17 protein-coding genes and 1 riboswitch are annotated in these 17578 nt (G+C 34.1%); of the genes, 3 read left to right on the top strand and 14 right to left on the bottom strand.

Annotated elements, in window-relative coordinates; translation table 11 throughout:
• Positions 1 to 2: 2 nt before the first annotated feature.
• The 3 genes from queE to queC are packed head-to-tail and all read right to left on the bottom strand — an operon-like array spanning position 3 to position 1865.
• Positions 3 to 719, bottom strand: a complete 717-nt coding sequence (queE, locus tag AC22L0_RS03165; RefSeq protein WP_000036298.1) for a 7-carboxy-7-deazaguanine synthase QueE — start codon at positions 717 to 719, stop codon at positions 3 to 5.
• Positions 712 to 1203 (bottom strand): 6-carboxytetrahydropterin synthase QueD, encoded by a 492-nt coding sequence (gene queD, locus AC22L0_RS03160; RefSeq protein WP_000368414.1) that lies wholly within the window; start codon positions 1201 to 1203, stop codon positions 712 to 714. Before queD ends, queE begins: the two co-directional genes overlap by 8 nt.
• Positions 1203 to 1865 (bottom strand): 7-cyano-7-deazaguanine synthase QueC, encoded by a 663-nt coding sequence (gene queC / locus AC22L0_RS03155; RefSeq protein WP_070757165.1) that lies wholly within the window; start codon positions 1863 to 1865, stop codon positions 1203 to 1205. Before queC ends, queD begins: the two co-directional genes overlap by 1 nt.
• Before the next feature lie 93 nt (positions 1866 to 1958).
• Positions 1959 to 2002, bottom strand: a riboswitch (PreQ1 riboswitch).
• Positions 2003 to 2208: 206 nt separating this feature from the next.
• Between queC and kinB the strand changes: the two genes are divergently transcribed.
• Positions 2209 to 3417 carry a sporulation sensor histidine kinase KinB gene (gene kinB / locus AC22L0_RS03150; RefSeq protein ID WP_139894378.1) on the top strand — a complete coding sequence of 403 codons (1209 nt, stop codon included), beginning with the start codon at positions 2209 to 2211 and terminating at the stop codon, positions 3415 to 3417.
• A gap of 11 nt (positions 3418 to 3428) precedes the next feature.
• On the opposite strand, the gene AC22L0_RS03145 is transcribed toward kinB, so the two are convergent.
• From AC22L0_RS03145 to AC22L0_RS03130, 4 genes are all read right to left on the bottom strand, one after another.
• A complete protein-coding gene (locus AC22L0_RS03145) occupies positions 3429 to 3545 on the bottom strand; it encodes a DUF6254 family protein (RefSeq protein WP_000038355.1) in 117 nt (38 codons plus the stop codon).
• 101 nt (positions 3546 to 3646) lie between these two features.
• A complete protein-coding gene (locus AC22L0_RS03140) occupies positions 3647 to 4180 on the bottom strand; it encodes a DinB family protein (RefSeq protein WP_000941970.1) in 534 nt (177 codons plus the stop codon).
• Between the two features lie 137 nt (positions 4181 to 4317).
• Positions 4318 to 6012, bottom strand: coding sequence for a M3 family oligoendopeptidase (locus tag AC22L0_RS03135; protein ID WP_048568823.1), 1695 nt, complete (start codon positions 6010 to 6012; stop codon positions 4318 to 4320).
• Between the two features lie 156 nt (positions 6013 to 6168).
• Positions 6169 to 6615: a MarR family winged helix-turn-helix transcriptional regulator gene (locus tag AC22L0_RS03130; protein WP_000203336.1), complete on the bottom strand. Its 447-nt coding sequence runs from the start codon at positions 6613 to 6615 to the stop codon at positions 6169 to 6171.
• A gap of 195 nt (positions 6616 to 6810) precedes the next feature.
• On the opposite strand from AC22L0_RS03130, the gene AC22L0_RS03125 reads away from it, so the two are divergent.
• Positions 6811 to 8307, top strand: a complete 1497-nt coding sequence (locus AC22L0_RS03125) for a DUF3149 domain-containing protein (RefSeq protein ID WP_000865053.1) — start codon at positions 6811 to 6813, stop codon at positions 8305 to 8307.
• Between the two features lie 29 nt (positions 8308 to 8336).
• Here the strand turns inward: AC22L0_RS03125 and AC22L0_RS03120 are convergent, their stop codons facing one another.
• Positions 8337 to 8618 carry an aspartyl-phosphate phosphatase Spo0E family protein gene (locus AC22L0_RS03120; protein WP_000495536.1) on the bottom strand — a complete coding sequence of 94 codons (282 nt, stop codon included), beginning with the start codon at positions 8616 to 8618 and terminating at the stop codon, positions 8337 to 8339.
• Positions 8619 to 9095: 477 nt separating this feature from the next.
• On the opposite strand from AC22L0_RS03120, the gene AC22L0_RS03115 reads away from it, so the two are divergent.
• Complete coding sequence (locus AC22L0_RS03115; protein ID WP_001234107.1) at positions 9096 to 9866, top strand: divergent polysaccharide deacetylase family protein; 771 nt, start codon at positions 9096 to 9098, stop codon at positions 9864 to 9866.
• 173 nt (positions 9867 to 10039) lie between these two features.
• Here the strand turns inward: AC22L0_RS03115 and cbpA are convergent, their stop codons facing one another.
• The 6 genes from cbpA to phnW all read right to left on the bottom strand — a co-directional run bounded on the left by cbpA (position 10040) and on the right by phnW (position 17573).
• On the bottom strand, positions 10040 to 10663 hold the full coding sequence (gene cbpA, locus AC22L0_RS03110; protein ID WP_001264207.1) for a cyclic di-AMP binding protein CbpA: 624 nt from the start codon (positions 10661 to 10663) through the stop codon (positions 10040 to 10042).
• A gap of 126 nt (positions 10664 to 10789) precedes the next feature.
• Positions 10790 to 11419 (bottom strand): class II aldolase/adducin family protein, encoded by a 630-nt coding sequence (locus tag AC22L0_RS03105; RefSeq protein ID WP_000896005.1) that lies wholly within the window; start codon positions 11417 to 11419, stop codon positions 10790 to 10792.
• A gap of 330 nt (positions 11420 to 11749) precedes the next feature.
• Positions 11750 to 14050, bottom strand: a complete 2301-nt coding sequence (locus AC22L0_RS03100; protein ID WP_002060989.1) for an NEAT domain-containing leucine-rich repeat protein — start codon at positions 14048 to 14050, stop codon at positions 11750 to 11752.
• 421 nt (positions 14051 to 14471) lie between these two features.
• Positions 14472 to 15254 carry a DeoR/GlpR family DNA-binding transcription regulator gene (locus AC22L0_RS03095; RefSeq protein WP_000117667.1) on the bottom strand — a complete coding sequence of 261 codons (783 nt, stop codon included), beginning with the start codon at positions 15252 to 15254 and terminating at the stop codon, positions 14472 to 14474.
• 40 nt (positions 15255 to 15294) lie between these two features.
• Positions 15295 to 16479, bottom strand: a complete 1185-nt coding sequence (locus tag AC22L0_RS03090) for a saccharopine dehydrogenase family protein (protein WP_000862174.1) — start codon at positions 16477 to 16479, stop codon at positions 15295 to 15297.
• Positions 16476 to 17573, bottom strand: coding sequence for a 2-aminoethylphosphonate--pyruvate transaminase (gene phnW, locus AC22L0_RS03085; RefSeq protein WP_097994915.1), 1098 nt, complete (start codon positions 17571 to 17573; stop codon positions 16476 to 16478). The genes AC22L0_RS03090 and phnW overlap by 4 nt, the downstream gene beginning before the upstream one ends.
• Between the last annotated feature and the right edge of the window lie 5 nt (positions 17574 to 17578).

Below are 17578 nucleotides of genomic sequence, written 5' to 3'. Positions count from 1 at the left end.
CGTTATACGCCGCGCTTATTTCCCCATACTAACGCATGAAGCTGAGGCAATACTTTTGCATCATTCATCTCTTTACAATTTACAGCTTTATCAATCAGCCATTCATACTTATCTAATAAATTTTTTATAAGCATCGCATCATCCACTGTTTTTGTATCATCGTTTCCTACTTGTAAGAAAAATGGTACCTTTGGATAACGTTCGTGCATCTTAACTGCATATTCAAAATCATGATCATCGAATACTACTACTTTTAAACTAATATCTTTTCCTGCTAGTTTCTGAATAATAGCATCTAACTTATGAAAATCTGTTTTCATCGTTGAACTTGGTGGTTTTGGAGAAATTGTTACCTCATCAATTTGAAGTAACCAATCTTGCCATTTACTCCCTTGCGTTTCAATTGCCGTTCGCATTCCATTTTCTTTTAATATAGAAAGAAGAAACTCAATATTTTTCAGTAATGCCGGATTTCCACCTGAAATCGTAACATGAGAAAAATTTTCTCCTCCAATTGCAACAAGCTCATCCCAAATATCTTCTGGTGTCATCTGTCTAATTTGATCTTTAGCTGATCCATCCCACGTAAAAGCAGAATCACACCAAGCACAGCTATAATCACAACCAGCTGTACGAATAAACATTGTTTTTTGCCCTACAACCATTCCTTCACCTTGAATAGTCGGACCGAATATTTCTAAGACAGGGATTTTACTCATCAAGCATCCACTCCCGTCTTACTTCCGCATAACTAGTCGGCGTCTCAAATAGACGAACAAATTCAACGCGAGCTCCTTTATATTCGTTCACTCGATTCTCTTTTGTTAGTGCTTCTGCCATCTTTTCATAAATCCAAACGACCATATTTTCAGCAGTCGTATTCATTGCAGGTAACGTTTCGTTTAAATAACGATGATCTAGATAAATTTCGATTTCATTTTTCCAAATTTCTTTTATATCTCCAAAGTCAATTGCAAGACCTATTTCATTTACATATCCACTAATTCCAAATACAACTTTATATGTGTGACCGTGTAAGTTTTTACATTTCCCTTCATAACAGTGTAAATGGTGTGCTGCATCAAATGTAAATTCCTTGCTGACCATTACTCTTTTATTATGGTATTTGAGTTGTTTACGCTGAATATCCTTGTCCATTTTTTGCAAATTCTCTACGATGCGAAATCCAAAAAAGTTATCCATTAGTTATTCGCTCCTTCGCGTTCTTGTAGGTACGTATCTAATCCTGTTTTACGAAGTTGACATGCTGGACATTCACCGCAACCATCACCAATGATTCCGTTATAACATGTTAATGTTTTTTCTCGAACAAACTCAAATGCTCCAAGTTCATCTGATAATTTCCATGTTTCAGCCTTATCAATCCACATAAGTGGCGTGTGAATGACAAACGGGTAATCCATAGATAAATTTAAAGTAACATTTAACGATTTCACAAACACGTCACGGCAGTCTGGATAACCACTGAAATCAGTTTCACATACACCCGTTACAATATGACGTGCTCCAACTTGTTTTGCTAATACAGCAGCAAATGATAAGAAGAGTAAATTTCGTCCATCTACAAATGTCGATGGCAATTCACCTTCTTCATGTGTAATCTCCATATCCGTTCTGGTTAACGCATTTGGAGCAAGTTGATTTAATAGACTCATATCTAGTACCGTATGCTTTATTCCTAGTTCTTTTGCAATTTCCGCTGCACAATCAATTTCTAGCTTATGACGTTGATTGTAATTAAACGTTACAGCTTCTACCTCTGCAAACTGCTCTATTGCCCAAAATAAACATGTCGTACTATCTTGTCCTCCACTAAAAACAACAACTGCTTTTTCTTTTTTCATTTCACTCATTCTCCTTCTCTACTATAAATAAGAAGAAAGAACGTTCTTGAACTGTCACAATAAAAAAACAAAACAATACCTAAGGATATTGTTGTTTCCATAGTTTTTTATAGAGGGAGTTCGCGAACCTCTCCCGCGCGATGCACGGAATTTCTTCTTTCATTGACACAGCTTATTGTAACATATTGTATACTAGCGTAAAAATTTCTGATTTTTCCGCTATTTATTATTTCATTTCTTTCATTTTATAGTATGATTAATTTAATCTAAGAAGAGAGGAGGCATCCCACTGAAATCCTTTATTATTTATCTCTTTTTAAATATATTATTCATCCTGATTACAATGCTCGTATATCATTTATTTTGGAATCAAAAAGGGAAACGCTCTCCTAAATTAAATTCAGCTATATTCATTGTACTCTGTTGCCTTGCTACCGTACTCTGTATTACATTTGCAGCAAAAACAAATAATGGTTTTCAATTTGATATGCGCCATATTGTATTAATTGTCGGTACATTAACGGGAGGGCCTATTGCTGGTGGTTCTATCTTAGTTGTATTAAACATATATCGCTTATTATTAGGTGGGGTAGGTGTTTTCCCATCTCTTATCGGTTCTGTTCTTCTATTTATTGTTCTACTATTAACATATAAATTTTTTAATCAAACTTCTAATCGTATAAAAATAGCACTTGCTATTATCTACAGTCTCACATACGGATTTAGTTGGATACCCTTCTTCCTTTCAAAGGTTACAAATAAGACTGATTATATACTGCATATTATTGTGTATGAGTTATGTTCAATGCTTGGTACGATTCTAATTTTATATTTACTGCACATATTACAAACTCAAGTTCGTCTCCAAAACGAACTTATAAATGCTGAAAAGTTTCATTTAATTGGTGAAATGGCAGCGTCTATCTCTCATGAAATTCGCAATCCATTAACTTCAACGAAAGGTTTTTTACAACTGTTACAATCAGATACATGTACTGAGCAGGAACGAAAATTGTATATCGACATTGCCATTAACGGCATCGAACAAGCAAATCATGTTCTTACAGATTATTTAACCTTTGCTAAACCAAGCATTGAAAAAGAACAAACATTACAGTTAGAAGAAGAATTACTACATGCATTGTCGTTAATTACACCGCTTACTAATTTAACAAATGTACGTACTCATTATATAAAGCAAAGCACTTCTTTTTTTATCGCTGGTGAAAAGCAAAAACTAAATCAATGTTTATTAAATATTTTAAAAAATTGCATTGAGGCTATGCCAAAAGGCGGTGATCTTTATTTCACATTAGTTCCTGATCATAAGCATATTCAGTTATATATAAAAGATACAGGAGTCGGTATGGATTCAGAACAAGTAAAACGTCTTGGCTCTCCTTTTTATTCAACGAAAGAAAAAGGTACTGGACTTGGAATGATGGTCGTATTCAGTGTTGTTCAAGCTATGAATGGAAAAATTGATATTATAAGTGAAAAAGGAATCGGTACAACCTTTTTATTAACTTTTCCACTCATACAAAAAACGTGATGAAATACTCATCACGTTTTTTCTGTTCCTTCAACTAATTCAGCAAAAGCTTTCACTTTTCCGTGCGGTTGTTGATTTTCTTTACGTGCTTTCCAGGCGCGCTCTTCTTCTCGCTTCTTCTTAGACATGTTTTTTCAACTCCTTCTTTTCTTTCTCCATGTAGTATTCCAAAATAAGAAAGAAAACTATGCACGTATCAAAAAAGAAGTGGTTTCCCACTTCTTCCACTTTAGCGTTGCAAAATTGCATGTTTCGCCTCTTTTAACTGCGTAAGATGTCTTTGTTCATGCAAATCAAGAAATTGAACCCATTGATACAAATTCAGATCATTAAAAACAGGATGCTTTAATCCATTTTCAAATAAATCTTTTTCATCTATAACACTATGAAGCGCGTGTAATAGTTCTTGGCGTGAATGTTCTAGCAATTGAATTCCTTGCTGTTTTTTCATTAAAGTTTCTGTTGGTTGCATTTGCTGAGGAGCTTCTCGTTTATGTGTGCGATCAAGCGTAAGTTGGAGGTCTTTAAATGGAGTCATGTTTCTTTCCTTTTTTTGTAAAGCATATACAAGGGCAGACGTGACAGATTGTTCAACTAAATGCAAGTGGTGTAAAATTTGAATAATGCTCCATTTATCACGGCGTGGCTTTACATTCACTTCTGTGTCATTTAACATTTCAATTTCTGATAATAGCGTGCTTCGAGTAGACTGTAATGAGTTTACTAAACTTTCTAAACTTACATCCATATTAGATTGAAGCATACTTGTTCCCCCCTTTTGTTTGTGAAAAGAGGTGCTCCTTATTAGAAACACCTCTTTAGTATTCTGAATTTTCTTTTATTATCTCATCATTTTCCCATTATGTCGATGTTAAACATGTGAAAAAAAGCGCATGTTTTTTACAATTTTGTGTCGTCAATCGCATGTAACCATGCTTCAATTTCTGTAATAACACTTTTCACACAGCCTTCAGCAAATGGTGATGTTAAATTTGCAACTTCTACTAATTCTAAGAACGATTTACTTCCACCTTGTTGGCACAGATTCACATAATCTTCCCAAGCCTCTTGTCTATTATCTCTTGCACGTTTCCAAAATTGTAGCGCACAAATTTGAGCAAGCGTGTAATCAATATAATAGAACGGTGAGCTATAAATATGCCCTTGACGTTGCCAAAAACCACCGCGCTCTAAATAATCATTATCCTCATAATCACGATGTGGTAAATATTTCTTCTCTATGTTACGCCATGCTGTCTTACGCTCTTCAGGTGATGCTTCAGGATTTTCATATACATAATGTTGATATTCATCAACAGATACACCATAAGGTAAAAACAGAAGTGCTGAACTTAAGTGAGAGAAGTAATATTTATCTGCATCTTCTTCAAAGAATAGCTTCATCCATGGCCATGTAAAGAATTCCATACTCATAGAGTGGATTTCACATGCCTCATATGTTGGCCAATTATATTCTGGAATTTCAAATTTACGACTTTCATATACTTGGAAAGCATGACCTGCTTCATGTGTTAATACATCAATGTCACCAGATGTTCCATTGAAGTTTGAGAAAATAAATGGTGCTTTATAATTCTCAATATATGTACAATATCCGCCACCAGCTTTTCCTTTTTTCGCAACTAAATCTAATAAATCATTATCTAGCATGAAATTGAAAAATTCATCTGTTTCAATCGATAACTCTTTATACATTGTCTTTCCATGATCAACAATCCAATCCGCATCTCCTTTTGGAGTTGGGTTACCTGTAGCAAACTCAAAGTTTTCGTCGTAATAAGCTAACTTCTCTACACCGATACGTGCTTGTTGTCGCTTTCTTAATTCCGTTGTAACGGGAACGATATAATCTAGCACTTGCTGACGGTAATTAGCCACCATCTCCGCATTATAATCTGTACGGTACATTCTTGCATATCCAAGTTCAACAAAGTTTTTGAAACCTAAAGATTTTGCGATTTTCGTTCTCACTTTAACAAGCTCATCATAAATACGATCTAGTTCTTCCTCATTTCCAGCTAAAAATCCGTAGTATGCTTCACTTGCTGCTTTACGTTCGCTTCTTTCTTTTCCTTGCATAAACGGAATCAGTTGCGATAACGTTCTTTCTTCTCCAGCAAAGTCAATTTTTGCAGATGCTAATAACTGTGTATATTGCGATGATAATTTATTTTCTAATTGTAAATCTTTCACGACTTCATCTGAATATGTTTTTAAATCACATTCTGCTAGAGCAAATAATTGTTTTCCATAATACGCCTCTAATTCTTCACGAAATGGAGAATTAATGAGTGCCTTATAATATTTTGTACCATATCCTTGTACAACTGGAGAGAATTCATCAAAGAAATCCTGCTCCTCCTTATAAAAAGTATCCGTCGTATCAACAGAATGACGAATGTAACAAAGGTTTCCCATTGTACCAAAATCGTTGCGAATCTCATTAATTGAATGAATGACTTGTTTTTGTTCTTCTACAGTTTTTGCGTTATCAAACTTCTCTAAAGCAACAGTAAATTTCTCTTTTAACTCTTCAATATTTGGGCGTTTATATTCATAGTCTTTAAATGACATGAACGAGCCTCCTCTCCATTACATACCTTTATTATAATTCAATACGTATTCTCGAATCCCCTCTTAATTTTCAACAAATTTCGGCAGTGACTGCCATGAGTTCATTACAAATAAAAAAGCCTTGGATTTATTTATCCAAAGCTCCTTTGGAACATATTATTTTTCATACTTCCCAATTTTTTTTAATAAATCAAGTAATTCATCTTTTTCATCTTTCGTTAACATTTCAAAAGACTGATGTATAACTTTCTCATGCCCCGGAAAAATAGAAGCAATAAAGTTCTCCCCAGACTCAGTTAATTGCGCGTAAATAACACGTCTGTCATTCGGACATGGGATTCTCTTTACTAATCCCTTTTTCTCCAACTTATCTACAACATATGTAATGCTGCCACTAGCTATTAAAATGCGCTCACCAATTTGCTGGAGTGGTTGACCGCCTTTATGATATAGCAGTTCTAATACAGCAAATTCAGTTGGATTTAACCCGTTACTTTGTATAGATTTATTTGTAGTATCCATAACAGAACGATGTACACGAGATAATGCAATAAATACTTTTAAAGATTGAGAAATATCTTCTCGTTCATTATTTGATGTCATACAACTTTCAACCCTTCACTTAAATTCTCAGCAATAAAAAGAAAATACCACTTCATACTTCATGTGAATTCCGAATGAGCATTCACTCATCCATTTCCTCTCCCCTAATATATTAAAAATCATTCTTGAATAAAAACATGACAATTTTAACATAGTTTATATATAATGATAATAAAAAAAGAAGGAGTACCACATTTGAAAGTCAAATTCCAAAGCATAATTATATATATATTGCTTGTTATCCTACCGACAATAGGGATTGGTGCTACATTTTATTCGTACCATACATATAAAATGAAACAGGAAAACAAATTATCTGCTCATACAGTTCTCTTTTTATATAGAGATTATTTGGATCATCATCTTGGTGAAGCAATTTCTGCTTTAGACATGCTTGCAAAAGTTGTAGGCACCGAGACTGGTAATATAAATGGCATTAAACAAATTGTACATGATACAGATGGAAACGATGCACGCTTTTCTGGTCTATATTACGCTACACCAGAAGGAGTCATTACAATCGCATCTGAAGATGAATCAAAGCCTATAGATGTTTCAGACCGTAAATATATTCAAGACGCGCTCCAAACTAAAAAAACCACTGTATCATCAGTCATTACTGATCGCGTTCTTGGACATAAAGCTATTATGATTGCTGCCCCCATATTTAATAAACAGAAGGAGCTCTCAGGATTATTATTAGCTAGTTTACGCTTTGATTACATTTCCTCTTCTTTAAATGCCATTAAACCACAATACCATTTTGAGGTAACTGATAAACATGATGTAGTTTTTCTAACCGATGATAATAACGACACAAGTGATACGCATTCTAATATGCTTACTACCCCACTCCAAAGATTAAATTGGAAGGTCTCTGTTTCTCCATTACCCATTCATCAAAAAACCTTATACCAGTGGGTTGCAATAGAGTGTATAGCTACTTTATTTTTAATGTCTATTTTATTTTTGCTTGCTCAATATATGTTGTTAAAACGTCAAACAAAACTTGAAAGACAACAAAATGAACTACAGAAAATTGAATTAGTTGGAACTTTTGCAGCGAGTACAGCACACGAAATCCGTAATCCTCTTACTGGAATTAAAGGACTCGTCGCTCTATTAAAAGAGAAATATAAAGATGAACAAGATCAGTTCTACTTTTCCGTAATTGAACAAGAAATAGAGCGAATCAATGAAATTGTAAGTGAATTTCTTATTCTAGGAAAGCCAACCGCCATCATCGAACAAACATATGATGTAAGAACAATTCTAAATGAGGTAGCATTAATTATTCAATCTGAGGCGAATTTACATAACATTGTATTCCATTTACATTTGCCAGACCATCCTGTTCATATCCGTTGTTCGAAAGACCATATGAAACAAGTGGTTTTAAACATTACCAAAAATGCAATTGAGGCCATGACTTCTAATGATACACTAACCATTGTAGTAAAAAACAATGAAACACACGCACAACTGCATATTACAGATACTGGAAAAGGGATTCCGCAACATATTCAAAAACACCTCTTTCATCCGTTCTTTACTAATAAAGATACTGGAACAGGTCTTGGACTTGTCATATGTAAACGAATTGTAGAGATGTATAATGGGCATATTTTTATCGACAGTACAGAAAATGAAGGAACGACAGTTCATATCGAAATTCCGTTACACATAGTATAATTATCCTTATCCTATAAGGGTAATTATACTTATTTCATAAAACCAGCCACAAGCATTCGCCAAAAATTATTTGATTTTCCTTCATACCCGATTTGGAAAATAGGTATTTTTATAATTGAAAACCATTTCGGTGTTTGTTTTTCTTTATAACATTGATATTGTAAAATAAGCTTGTCCAATTCTTGACTAACTTGAATTGTCTCCCTACTATTTAGCCCACTTGTTAATCCTAGTTGAATCATTTCTTCACGTTTCATATGAATATCACGTGAAAGCTTTTCTAATGTGTACTTCCTTTTTACAGTAAACATCCATATCCCCCTTATTATACTTCCATGCTCTTAACTTCACTTCTCCATTGACTTTTTTTAACTACTTAATCATATGCAAATTTGAAGAATCAGAAAATTTAACATTTTCTCCCTGTAATTTACAAATCTTTACCCTCACTTTGAGAATTATTACAAATTATTCTATCTTTGTAAATACATTCGCAATAATAGACATTTTTTTCATCTTCTTTTTTTATAAATTCTACGTAAACCGGGGATTCTTAATTTTCCACCTACTTTTCTTCGACATTTTTTGTTTAATTTATATAAAAAAGCAAAACATAATGATGATTGATAAAGTGAAACTTTAATCAGTGTTTTTTTGTTCAGCCCCCACTGATAATTAGCATTCACCAATCGGGTAGGCAGTGAATCTCCCACCTATCCAGCCCAATGTTGAGGTGGGAGTCTTACTACCCACAAATAGCAGGATAACAATAGAAAGGAAATATTTATATGCGAAAATATACGATTGCATTATTCATCATTGTTTTGTTTTTACCGTCTTTCTTATTTCCTATTCAAGCAAATGCTCATACGAATAAAGTTGCTATTGTCATTGATGATTTCGGTAATAATATGAAGGGGACTAATCAAATGTTATCACTTCCCATTCCACTCACTGTTGCTGTTATGCCTTTTCTTCCTTCCACAAAAGAAGACGCAATAGCTGCCCATAAGAAAGGCCATGAAGTTATTATACATATGCCAATGGAACCTATAAAAGGTAAAAAAGAATGGCTTGGGCCGAAAGCAATTACAACTGATTTAAGCGATGAAGAAATAAACAACCGACTTGAACAAGCCATTCAAGAAGTACCGCATGCAATTGGAATGAACAATCATATGGGGTCAAAAGTAACAGCGGATGAAAGAATTGTTCGCCTTATACTTGCTGCTTGTAAAAAACACGGTTTATTTTACTTAGATAGTAAAACGAATCCTAATAGTGTCGTCCCAAAAATCGGAAAAGAATTAGGAGTTCCTATTATTGAAAACCAACTATTTTTTGATGATGTGTATACAGCAGGACATATTTCAAAACAAGCCCAATTACTCATCAAAAAAATTCAAGAAAAACCTATTATGGTAGCTATCGGGCATGTGGGCCCCCCAGGTGAAATTACATCACGCGTTATTGAAACTTCTATCCCTAAAATTCGTGAGCATGCAGACTTTATTTTCTTATCTGATCTAGCATTATCCCCGCCTCCTGTTTCAAAATAAAGTTCATTACTCACATATAATCAGCCCTCACCAATTGGGCTTTTACAGGTAACACCCGCCCACCTAACTTCTTTGCTTTCACCAAATTTTGAGGCGTGGATTTTACTACCCACAAATAGTGGGACAAAAAAGTACCTATCTATATATAACAGATAGGTACTTTTCTTTTTAACTTAAATATAATCTACGTGACTCACTCTGAATCCTTTTTTCTCTATTTTTCCGATTAATTGCTTTAATTTTGTTTCATCTAACTCATCTGATATATTTACAATAACGCGGCGGATATATTGATCACCGTTATCTAGCGTAAATAGGCCACCGATATTATATGCTTTTAACAATGTCCCAAGCTCTTTAATCGTTCCCTTACAATCTTGTGTTGCAATTGTTAATATATAACCACCTGTTCGCATACCAAATGAATCTTCAATAACATCAAATATATTCGAATGCGTTAACATACCGACAAATTCATTATAATCATTTAGCACGGCTAAAAACGGAAGCCGACGAATTACATAAAAGGCTCTGAAGAAGGAATCCTTTTCAAAAATAAATGCATTGGAATCGTCGAGCATATCCCCTGCACTTACATGCTCTAATCCGCTATTGCATTTTTTTTCTAATAAATCTACTTTATAAATAATCCCCGTGAATTTCTTCTCATCTTCTGCTAATACCGGGATGGCTCGAAATCCCGTTTCGTTCATCATTTGCAGTGCCTCTTCACCAGAATCATTTATTTTGCAAAATGTTACTTGCTGCTTTGGCAGAAAATGATATTTAACTCGCAAAATATGTTCCTCCTTACATGTCAACATGTAATCTATATATAATAAGGAGACCTATATTTTATGAGTGAAATTATTTTTAAAACGCTTTCATTTATTTATTAACTTGTAGCTATATCACATCCATTTTTATATAACAGAGCTCCTTGCCCCCTTAATCATTAATAACTTTACATGATAGTTCATTAAATATTCTATACCCTCTAGCCATTTTTTCGCCTCTTCTGGCGTTTTTCCCCACACAATCATGCCGTAATTATGAACAAGAACTACTCCTCCACCTTCAATGAAATTCGGAACATTCCTTTCTAATAAATCAGCGAATTTTTTTTCATCTTCTACAATTGGAATTGTCATTTCTGTTATACCTTCTTTTCCGAAAACACGCTCCACACTGCGTTTATCGAACGTTACTTCTCCTTCTTCCCCATATAACTCTGATATTAAATGACTATCTACAGTCTGCACTTGTAAAATACATCCTGCACTACTTTTTTTATAAATATCCGCATGCATAAATGACTCTGCAGCTGGTTTTTCTTCATTTTCAAATACTGACTCGCACATGCAATTTACGACAATAAAATCTTCTTCCGAAAATAGCCCTTTATCTCTTCCTTCAACATTTACTAAGAATGTTAACGGCTCTTTTGACGTACATAGCGATAAGCTAATTTTGGTACCATAAAACCAATCACGAAGTGCCAATTCAGATTTCACATCTTTTAATTCATTCCATTTCTTCAGAAAAAATAACATTTCGTCACCCCCGGCATAATATTCATATAAGGTTCGAATCCTTTCTATGTAAAAGGAATATTTTTTGATTATTCTAAAAATTAATTGAATTATCACATGAGAACGCTTTTTTGTCAATATAGTTTCGTGGTTCTTCTTTAAAATAGGCTATTCATATGTCTATACTCCTATCTATTTCCTATTTCATTTTGTACATAAAAATACGCTACTCTTTAATTAAAGAATAGCGTATTTTCCTCATTTTTTATTCCGCATTAACGGGCAGCCCGATTAGTGAGGGCTAATAATCAGTGGGGAATGAACAAAACCCCCACTGATTAAAGTTTCACTTTATTTCTTTATTGCATTATACAAAAACTGTGCATATTGTTCACGTGTTACGAAATTATCTCCTAAAAAATTCCCTTCCCCATCGCCTTTTGATATTTTATTATCCACTAAAGCTTTCACATATCCTTTCGCCCAATGGTCATTTGGTATATCTTTAAAATTCTCTGCACTATTTTCATTTTCTTTTAACTGAAATACTCTTTGTAATACTACTGACATTTCATATCGAGTTAATACTCCATCTGGACGGAACATACCATTTCCATAGCCTGTCATAATTCCAGCTTGAACCACTGCATCAATAGCCGTTTCATACATATTTCCTTTCGTATCTGTAAATGCCGTTTTTGGTACTAGATTATTTTCTAATTTTAAATACCTTTGTATTAGAAGAGCTACTTGTCCACGAGTAATGTTATCACCAAATCCAAATTCACCATTTCCATAGCCTATAAATAATTTTTCTTTCGCTAAGTAATTAATTGCTTCTTCTGACCAATGTCCCTTTGGTACATCTTTAAATTCTACCACTTCTGTTTTCTCATCTTCTTTAGACGTATTACCGTCTTTACTTTCTACTACATTTTGAATAACAGACCCTGTAAAGAAAATTCCTGTATCCGCGAATGGATCTTTCACACCAAATTCATATATTTTCTCACCTGGTGTACTCCATTTCACTACACCATTACTATACGTACCGTTATCGCTCTTCAGACGGATTTTCGTAGAAACCTCACCATCTTTTTCATATATAGGTACTTTTACTTCTTTATTTACTTCTGTTTCCTCTAAAAATACTTTTTGATTTTGGACATTAATATAAGCCGTCTTACTTAGTTCTATAACTGGTCGGACATCACGGATTTCATTTGCAACAAAACTTAGAAATACTAATTTTTTCAAATTACTAACTGGTGATAAGTCTGAAATATAATTCGCTTCTAAATCAAGCTTTTGTAAGTTTACTAAACTTGATAATGGCGTAATATCCTTTAACTCATTGTTAGGTAAGTGTAATTGTTTTAACTGTGTCATCTTACTTAGAGGAGTAACATCTTTTATTTCGTTTTTCCCGATCCACAATTCTTCTAATTGCTTCATTTGCTCAATGCCGGATAAATCTTTAACTTTATTACGTGTTAATACTAAGTCTGTTAAAGGTAATGAATATAACGCTTTAATATCTTCAATTTGATTACCTGCTAAAGTTAAGTATGTTACATTTTTCAAAGCGCTTAATGGAGCAACGTTCGTAATTTTATTATTTGCTAAATTCAAGTAATCTAGTTGTTCCATTTTCGCTAATGCTGTTACATCTTCTATTTGGTTGCCTGATAGAAATAAACTTTTTACATTTTTCATTTCAGTTAGTGGCGCAACGTTTGTAATTTTATTATTACTTAAATCAAGAGATTCTAAATTATCCATCTTAACAAGTGGCGTTACATCTGAAAATTCATTACCACGCAAAGCTAAATGACTTAATTGCTTTAAGTTCGCAAAGAACGACGGATCTTTTATCTTCGCATTCGCAACTGTTAAAGATTTTAAATTTGGCATATATTTTAATGCACTATAATCAAGTATCTCATTCGTATTTAAAAACAAATCCTTTACTTGTAATAACTCTTCTTTCGTAATTGGTGTATTTAAATCTTTTCTATTAAATACTTTTTTATTCACAAGTTCTCTTAATTTGTTATCTGTTATCATATTTTGATTATCAACTGGATTATCCGTTTCCGTATTGCCTGAATTAGAGTTATCATCTGGTTTCTCTGTTTCTTTGTTACCTACAGTTGGATCTTTAATTTCAAATTGAACTTGATATTTGTGATCATATCCAATAGCTGGAATAAGTATATGCATTTGCATATTGTGCTTCTTCTCAAACTCACCAATTTCAAATTGAACTACTTTCGTTCCATTCTTCCTCTTATCTTCTGACAAAACCTTCACATCATGAAATACACCAGGCTGGTTTCTATCTTCTATTCTAAGATATTGAAAATAATCACTATCTTGCATTGTTACAGTGACAATTTTTTTGCCAGCTGCAATCGTTACTTTAGGATCTTTTATATATTGAGAAACCATAGATGGCTCATCTTTTTGGTCCTTATATATTTTAATCTCAGTATCATACGTGCGATCACTCGCTGCTGCTACCGATTGATTTGCTTCAACTTTTAATGCCGCTAATGCTGGAGTAGAGTACGTAGCAAATGGAATTGCTAATGTTGTCGCTACTACTAGCGCCTTCATGTAATTTTTTTTCAAAATAATATCTCCTATCATATATAATCTTTACAATTGATAATTATTATCAATTATCCACAAATAAATGATAATGAATATCATTATCATTGTCAATGAGAATATTGCATTAAATTTATATTTTTAAAGATAAAAAATAAAAAAGCCCTTTATTCAAAGGGCTTTTTTACCTATCGTATGAAGAATTTCACTTTTTTCCTTCTCATTGATGACACCGATTTTTTGCAAAATATTCGCGTACAATACAAGTTTATTATATATTCGTTCTGACATGTTCTCCCTTCTTTCCTTCGACCAACTTTTTTTGTATTGGTAAATTATATGAAAGAGGTGAGAAAATGTGTCCACTTTTTGCATAACTGCAAATCTTTTATTTTACGATTTACAGATAATAAAACTCCCTCCTAAAAATTAGGCGGGAGTTTATGTGCTTTCACTGTATTTAACAAACTGTCCACTGAATATTATGCTTCTTAAGTTCTTCTTCAAAGCTATATGGCATTTTTTTATCACAAATTACGTGTTGAATACGCGAAATTGCTGCTATACGATAATTCCCTTTCACGCCTACCTTCGTATGATCACATAAAATATATGTTTTCTCAGCTAATTTCATCATCGCCTCTGACAATTTCGCTTTCTCTAATTCAAAGCTGGAAACTCCAAAACTAGGTAATAACCCATCAATCGAAACGAACGCTTTATGAAAATGAAATTGCTGTATGACTTGCTGAGAAATAGACCCTGATACACGCGAATGCTTTGGAGATACTTTTCCACCTATAAACAAAACTTCACCGTGAAACATCTTTTTATTAATAGAAGAAATTAATTGTGTTGCGACTGGAAATGAACTTGTTACAATCGTTAAGTTTTTACGATGAACAAGGTATGGAACCATTTGAAGCGGTGTACTTCCATCATCAATTGCAATGACATCACCGTCTTCTACAAATGTCGCTGCTTTATAACCAATTCTTTTCTTCTCTTCTATATGTAGCATTTCTCTTTCTAACATTGGTGCCTCTACTCCAGCGCCTGGAAGTTGAACTGCTCCACCATACACTTTTTTCAGCTTCTTTTCACGATCTAATTCTTCTAAATATCGACGAATCGTTTCTGTTGATACAGCAAATTCTCTCGCTAATTCTGAAACCTTTACTTTCCCTTTAAATTCTACCTTTTCAAGAATGGTTCGCTTTCTTTCTTCTCCTACTACAGACATAGCTTCACCTCATTTATATCTCCCTTATAAACGTCCTTACTTATACAAAGCTATAATTTTCTTTATAAGTAGAAACTTCTTCATGAATATGAATACCGCGCTTTGCTAGCTCATCAAAAATCAATTGTGGATTTTCAAAGGCTTCTTCAGGCGTAACAACACCCACCCTATTTACATTTCCATTTGCAATTAACTCTGCAGCAATCCCAAATGGAATACCGACGTTTCTCGTATACGCTCTTAATTTTTCCCATCCTACAACAGAACCATCAGATAACGGATGTGTATGATATAACACATGTCTTTGCTTCTCATTATTTTTCATACCTATTACTTCTACATGAAGTGCATAACCATAAAGCTCTGTTTCTTGCCCTTCTTTCGATTGCAATAAATACTGTGAAATACAATCCATAATGCCTATTTCTTTCCCGTTTATTTCAATCTGATCATTACGCAATATGCCGTAATCATATAAAGCACGTACAAGTTGCATATTTTGCTGTGGCCAAGTTCCTCTCGTCTCTATCAGTTTGACACCTTTATTTTCTAATGCCTTTGCTAGCGTAATCGTTTCAGAATGCGGAATGATATACTGCGTTGCCTTACCATAAGGCTCTGGCAATTCTATTTCTCTCGGACGCGCAAACGGAGGTACTTGCTTAAATTCACCATCTTCATACACTGTACGCGATGGTAAATATGGATCATATTCATATGTCGTTGTCTCTGTAATTGATGCAGAAAAAGCAATCGGACGATACGAACCGTGACTTACACGGACAGACTCTACAGTATCCAATTGATTTGCTGCATGCATTGCCATCATTTGCGTTACACCCGGCGTCATGCCAAATCCAGGTAAACATATCTTTTCATTTTCAACAAATATAGCATGCGATTCATTTTCTTCACCAAATCCATTTAAGTTCACACCGTGACATCCTGCTTCTGCAATACAGCGGGTCGACAATCTGTTTAACTTTATCGTCGTACCGTCCATTACAATGTCATAACCAATCATTTTTGCAACCGTATCCTCGTGATCCGTTACATCTACTTTTACAAAATCAACACGAGGGTCGTTGAGCCATTCTACTACTTTACGGCCCTCTACCTCGTTAAAATCAGCTACTGTAATTGTCTCAAAAGATGAAAATTGAACTAAATCCAAAATAGCTTCGCGACAAATTTTACCTGCTCCACCTAAGCAAAACACTTTCACCCAATAACAGCTCCTTTAGCAATACAATCAACTAAGCGATTAATATCTTGTTCATGTACATCACCGATATTTCCAATGCGGAACGTATCTACTTTCGAAATTTTCCCAGGGTAAATAACAAATCCATAACGCTTTAATTCGTTATATAACTGTTGAAACTCGAATCCCTCTTTTGGATAAATGAAAGATGTAATAATAGGAGATTGGTATTCCTCATCTACTAGTGGCTTAAATCCGATTTCTCCCATTCTATTTACTAGTAGTTTTTGATTGTTGTAATATCGATTGTAACGCGCTCTTACTCCTCCCTCTTTTTCTAGTTCAAGTAGTGCTTGATAAAAAGCATGTACAACATGTGTAGGTGAAGTAAAACGCCATTTCCCATTTTGTTTTTCCATCGTTTCCCATTGATCATATAAATCAAGAGATAAAGAGCGTCCTTGCCCTTTACACTTCAATAATTCATCACGTTTTGCGATTACAAATCCGAATCCAGGAACCCCTTGAATACACTTATTCGCACTACTAATTAAAAAATCAATTTGTAAATCCGCAATGTCTATTTCAATCCCGCCGAAACTACTCATCGCATCAACAATTGTAACCTTTCCATACTGTTTTCCTAATTTACATACATCTACAATTGGATTTATAATGCCTGTCGTCGTTTCGCAATGAACAACTGCAATATGCGTAATCTCTTTATCTTCTTGCAATAACTTCTCTACTTCTACAATATTAGTAGGTTCCCACTCTTCTGTTTGACTGACCACTACATCAATCTGTAACATCTCTGCCATTTGCACAATGCGCTTACCGTACGCACCATTTGTACAAACGAGAATCTTCCCATTTGCCGGAATAACAGAACCAATTACTGCTTCAACTGAAAACGTACCGCTTCCTTGCATTAACACTGTTGTATATTTCTCTTCTTCCTTCGTCGCTAACGATACAAGTTTAGCTCTTACTTCTTGCACCATCGTATTATATTCATCATCCCACGTACACCAATCGTATAGCATAACTTCTTTTACTGATTTTGTTGTCGTTAATGGTCCTGGTGTTAATAATAAGTAGTGATTTTCAGTCATGATCC

The organism is Bacillus sp. LQ01 (assembly GCF_057624735.1).
Note: the sequence above shows the minus strand (reverse complement) of the source record. Positions and strands in the feature narration are given on the sequence as shown.

Bases quoted from the DNA above. Each gene is read 5' to 3' on its own strand.
- queE (WP_000036298.1), bottom strand. From the start codon at position 719: ATGAGTAAAATCCCTGTCTTAGAAATATTCGGTCCGACTATTCAAGGT.
- queD (WP_000368414.1), bottom strand. From the start codon at position 1,203: ATGGATAACTTTTTTGGATTTCGCATCGTAGAGAATTTGCAAAAAATG.
- queC (WP_070757165.1), bottom strand. From the start codon at position 1,865: ATGAAAAAAGAAAAAGCAGTTGTTGTTTTTAGTGGAGGACAAGATAGT.
- kinB (WP_139894378.1), top strand. From the start codon at position 2,209: ATGCTCGTATATCATTTATTTTGGAATCAAAAAGGGAAACGCTCTCCT.
- AC22L0_RS03145 (WP_000038355.1), bottom strand. From the start codon at position 3,545: ATGTCTAAGAAGAAGCGAGAAGAAGAGCGCGCCTGGAAAGCACGTAAA.
- AC22L0_RS03140 (WP_000941970.1), bottom strand. From the start codon at position 4,180: ATGCTTCAATCTAATATGGATGTAAGTTTAGAAAGTTTAGTAAACTCA.
- AC22L0_RS03135 (WP_048568823.1), bottom strand. From the start codon at position 6,012: ATGTCATTTAAAGACTATGAATATAAACGCCCAAATATTGAAGAGTTA.
- AC22L0_RS03130 (WP_000203336.1), bottom strand. From the start codon at position 6,615: ATGACATCAAATAATGAACGAGAAGATATTTCTCAATCTTTAAAAGTA.
- AC22L0_RS03120 (WP_000495536.1), bottom strand. From the start codon at position 8,618: ATGTTTACTGTAAAAAGGAAGTACACATTAGAAAAGCTTTCACGTGAT.
- AC22L0_RS03115 (WP_001234107.1), top strand. From the start codon at position 9,096: ATGCGAAAATATACGATTGCATTATTCATCATTGTTTTGTTTTTACCG.
- AC22L0_RS03105 (WP_000896005.1), bottom strand. From the start codon at position 11,419: ATGTTATTTTTTCTGAAGAAATGGAATGAATTAAAAGATGTGAAATCT.
- AC22L0_RS03100 (WP_002060989.1), bottom strand. From the start codon at position 14,050: ATGATAGGAGATATTATTTTGAAAAAAAATTACATGAAGGCGCTAGTA.
- AC22L0_RS03095 (WP_000117667.1), bottom strand. From the start codon at position 15,254: ATGTCTGTAGTAGGAGAAGAAAGAAAGCGAACCATTCTTGAAAAGGTA.
- phnW (WP_097994915.1), bottom strand. From the start codon at position 17,573: ATGACTGAAAATCACTACTTATTATTAACACCAGGACCATTAACGACA.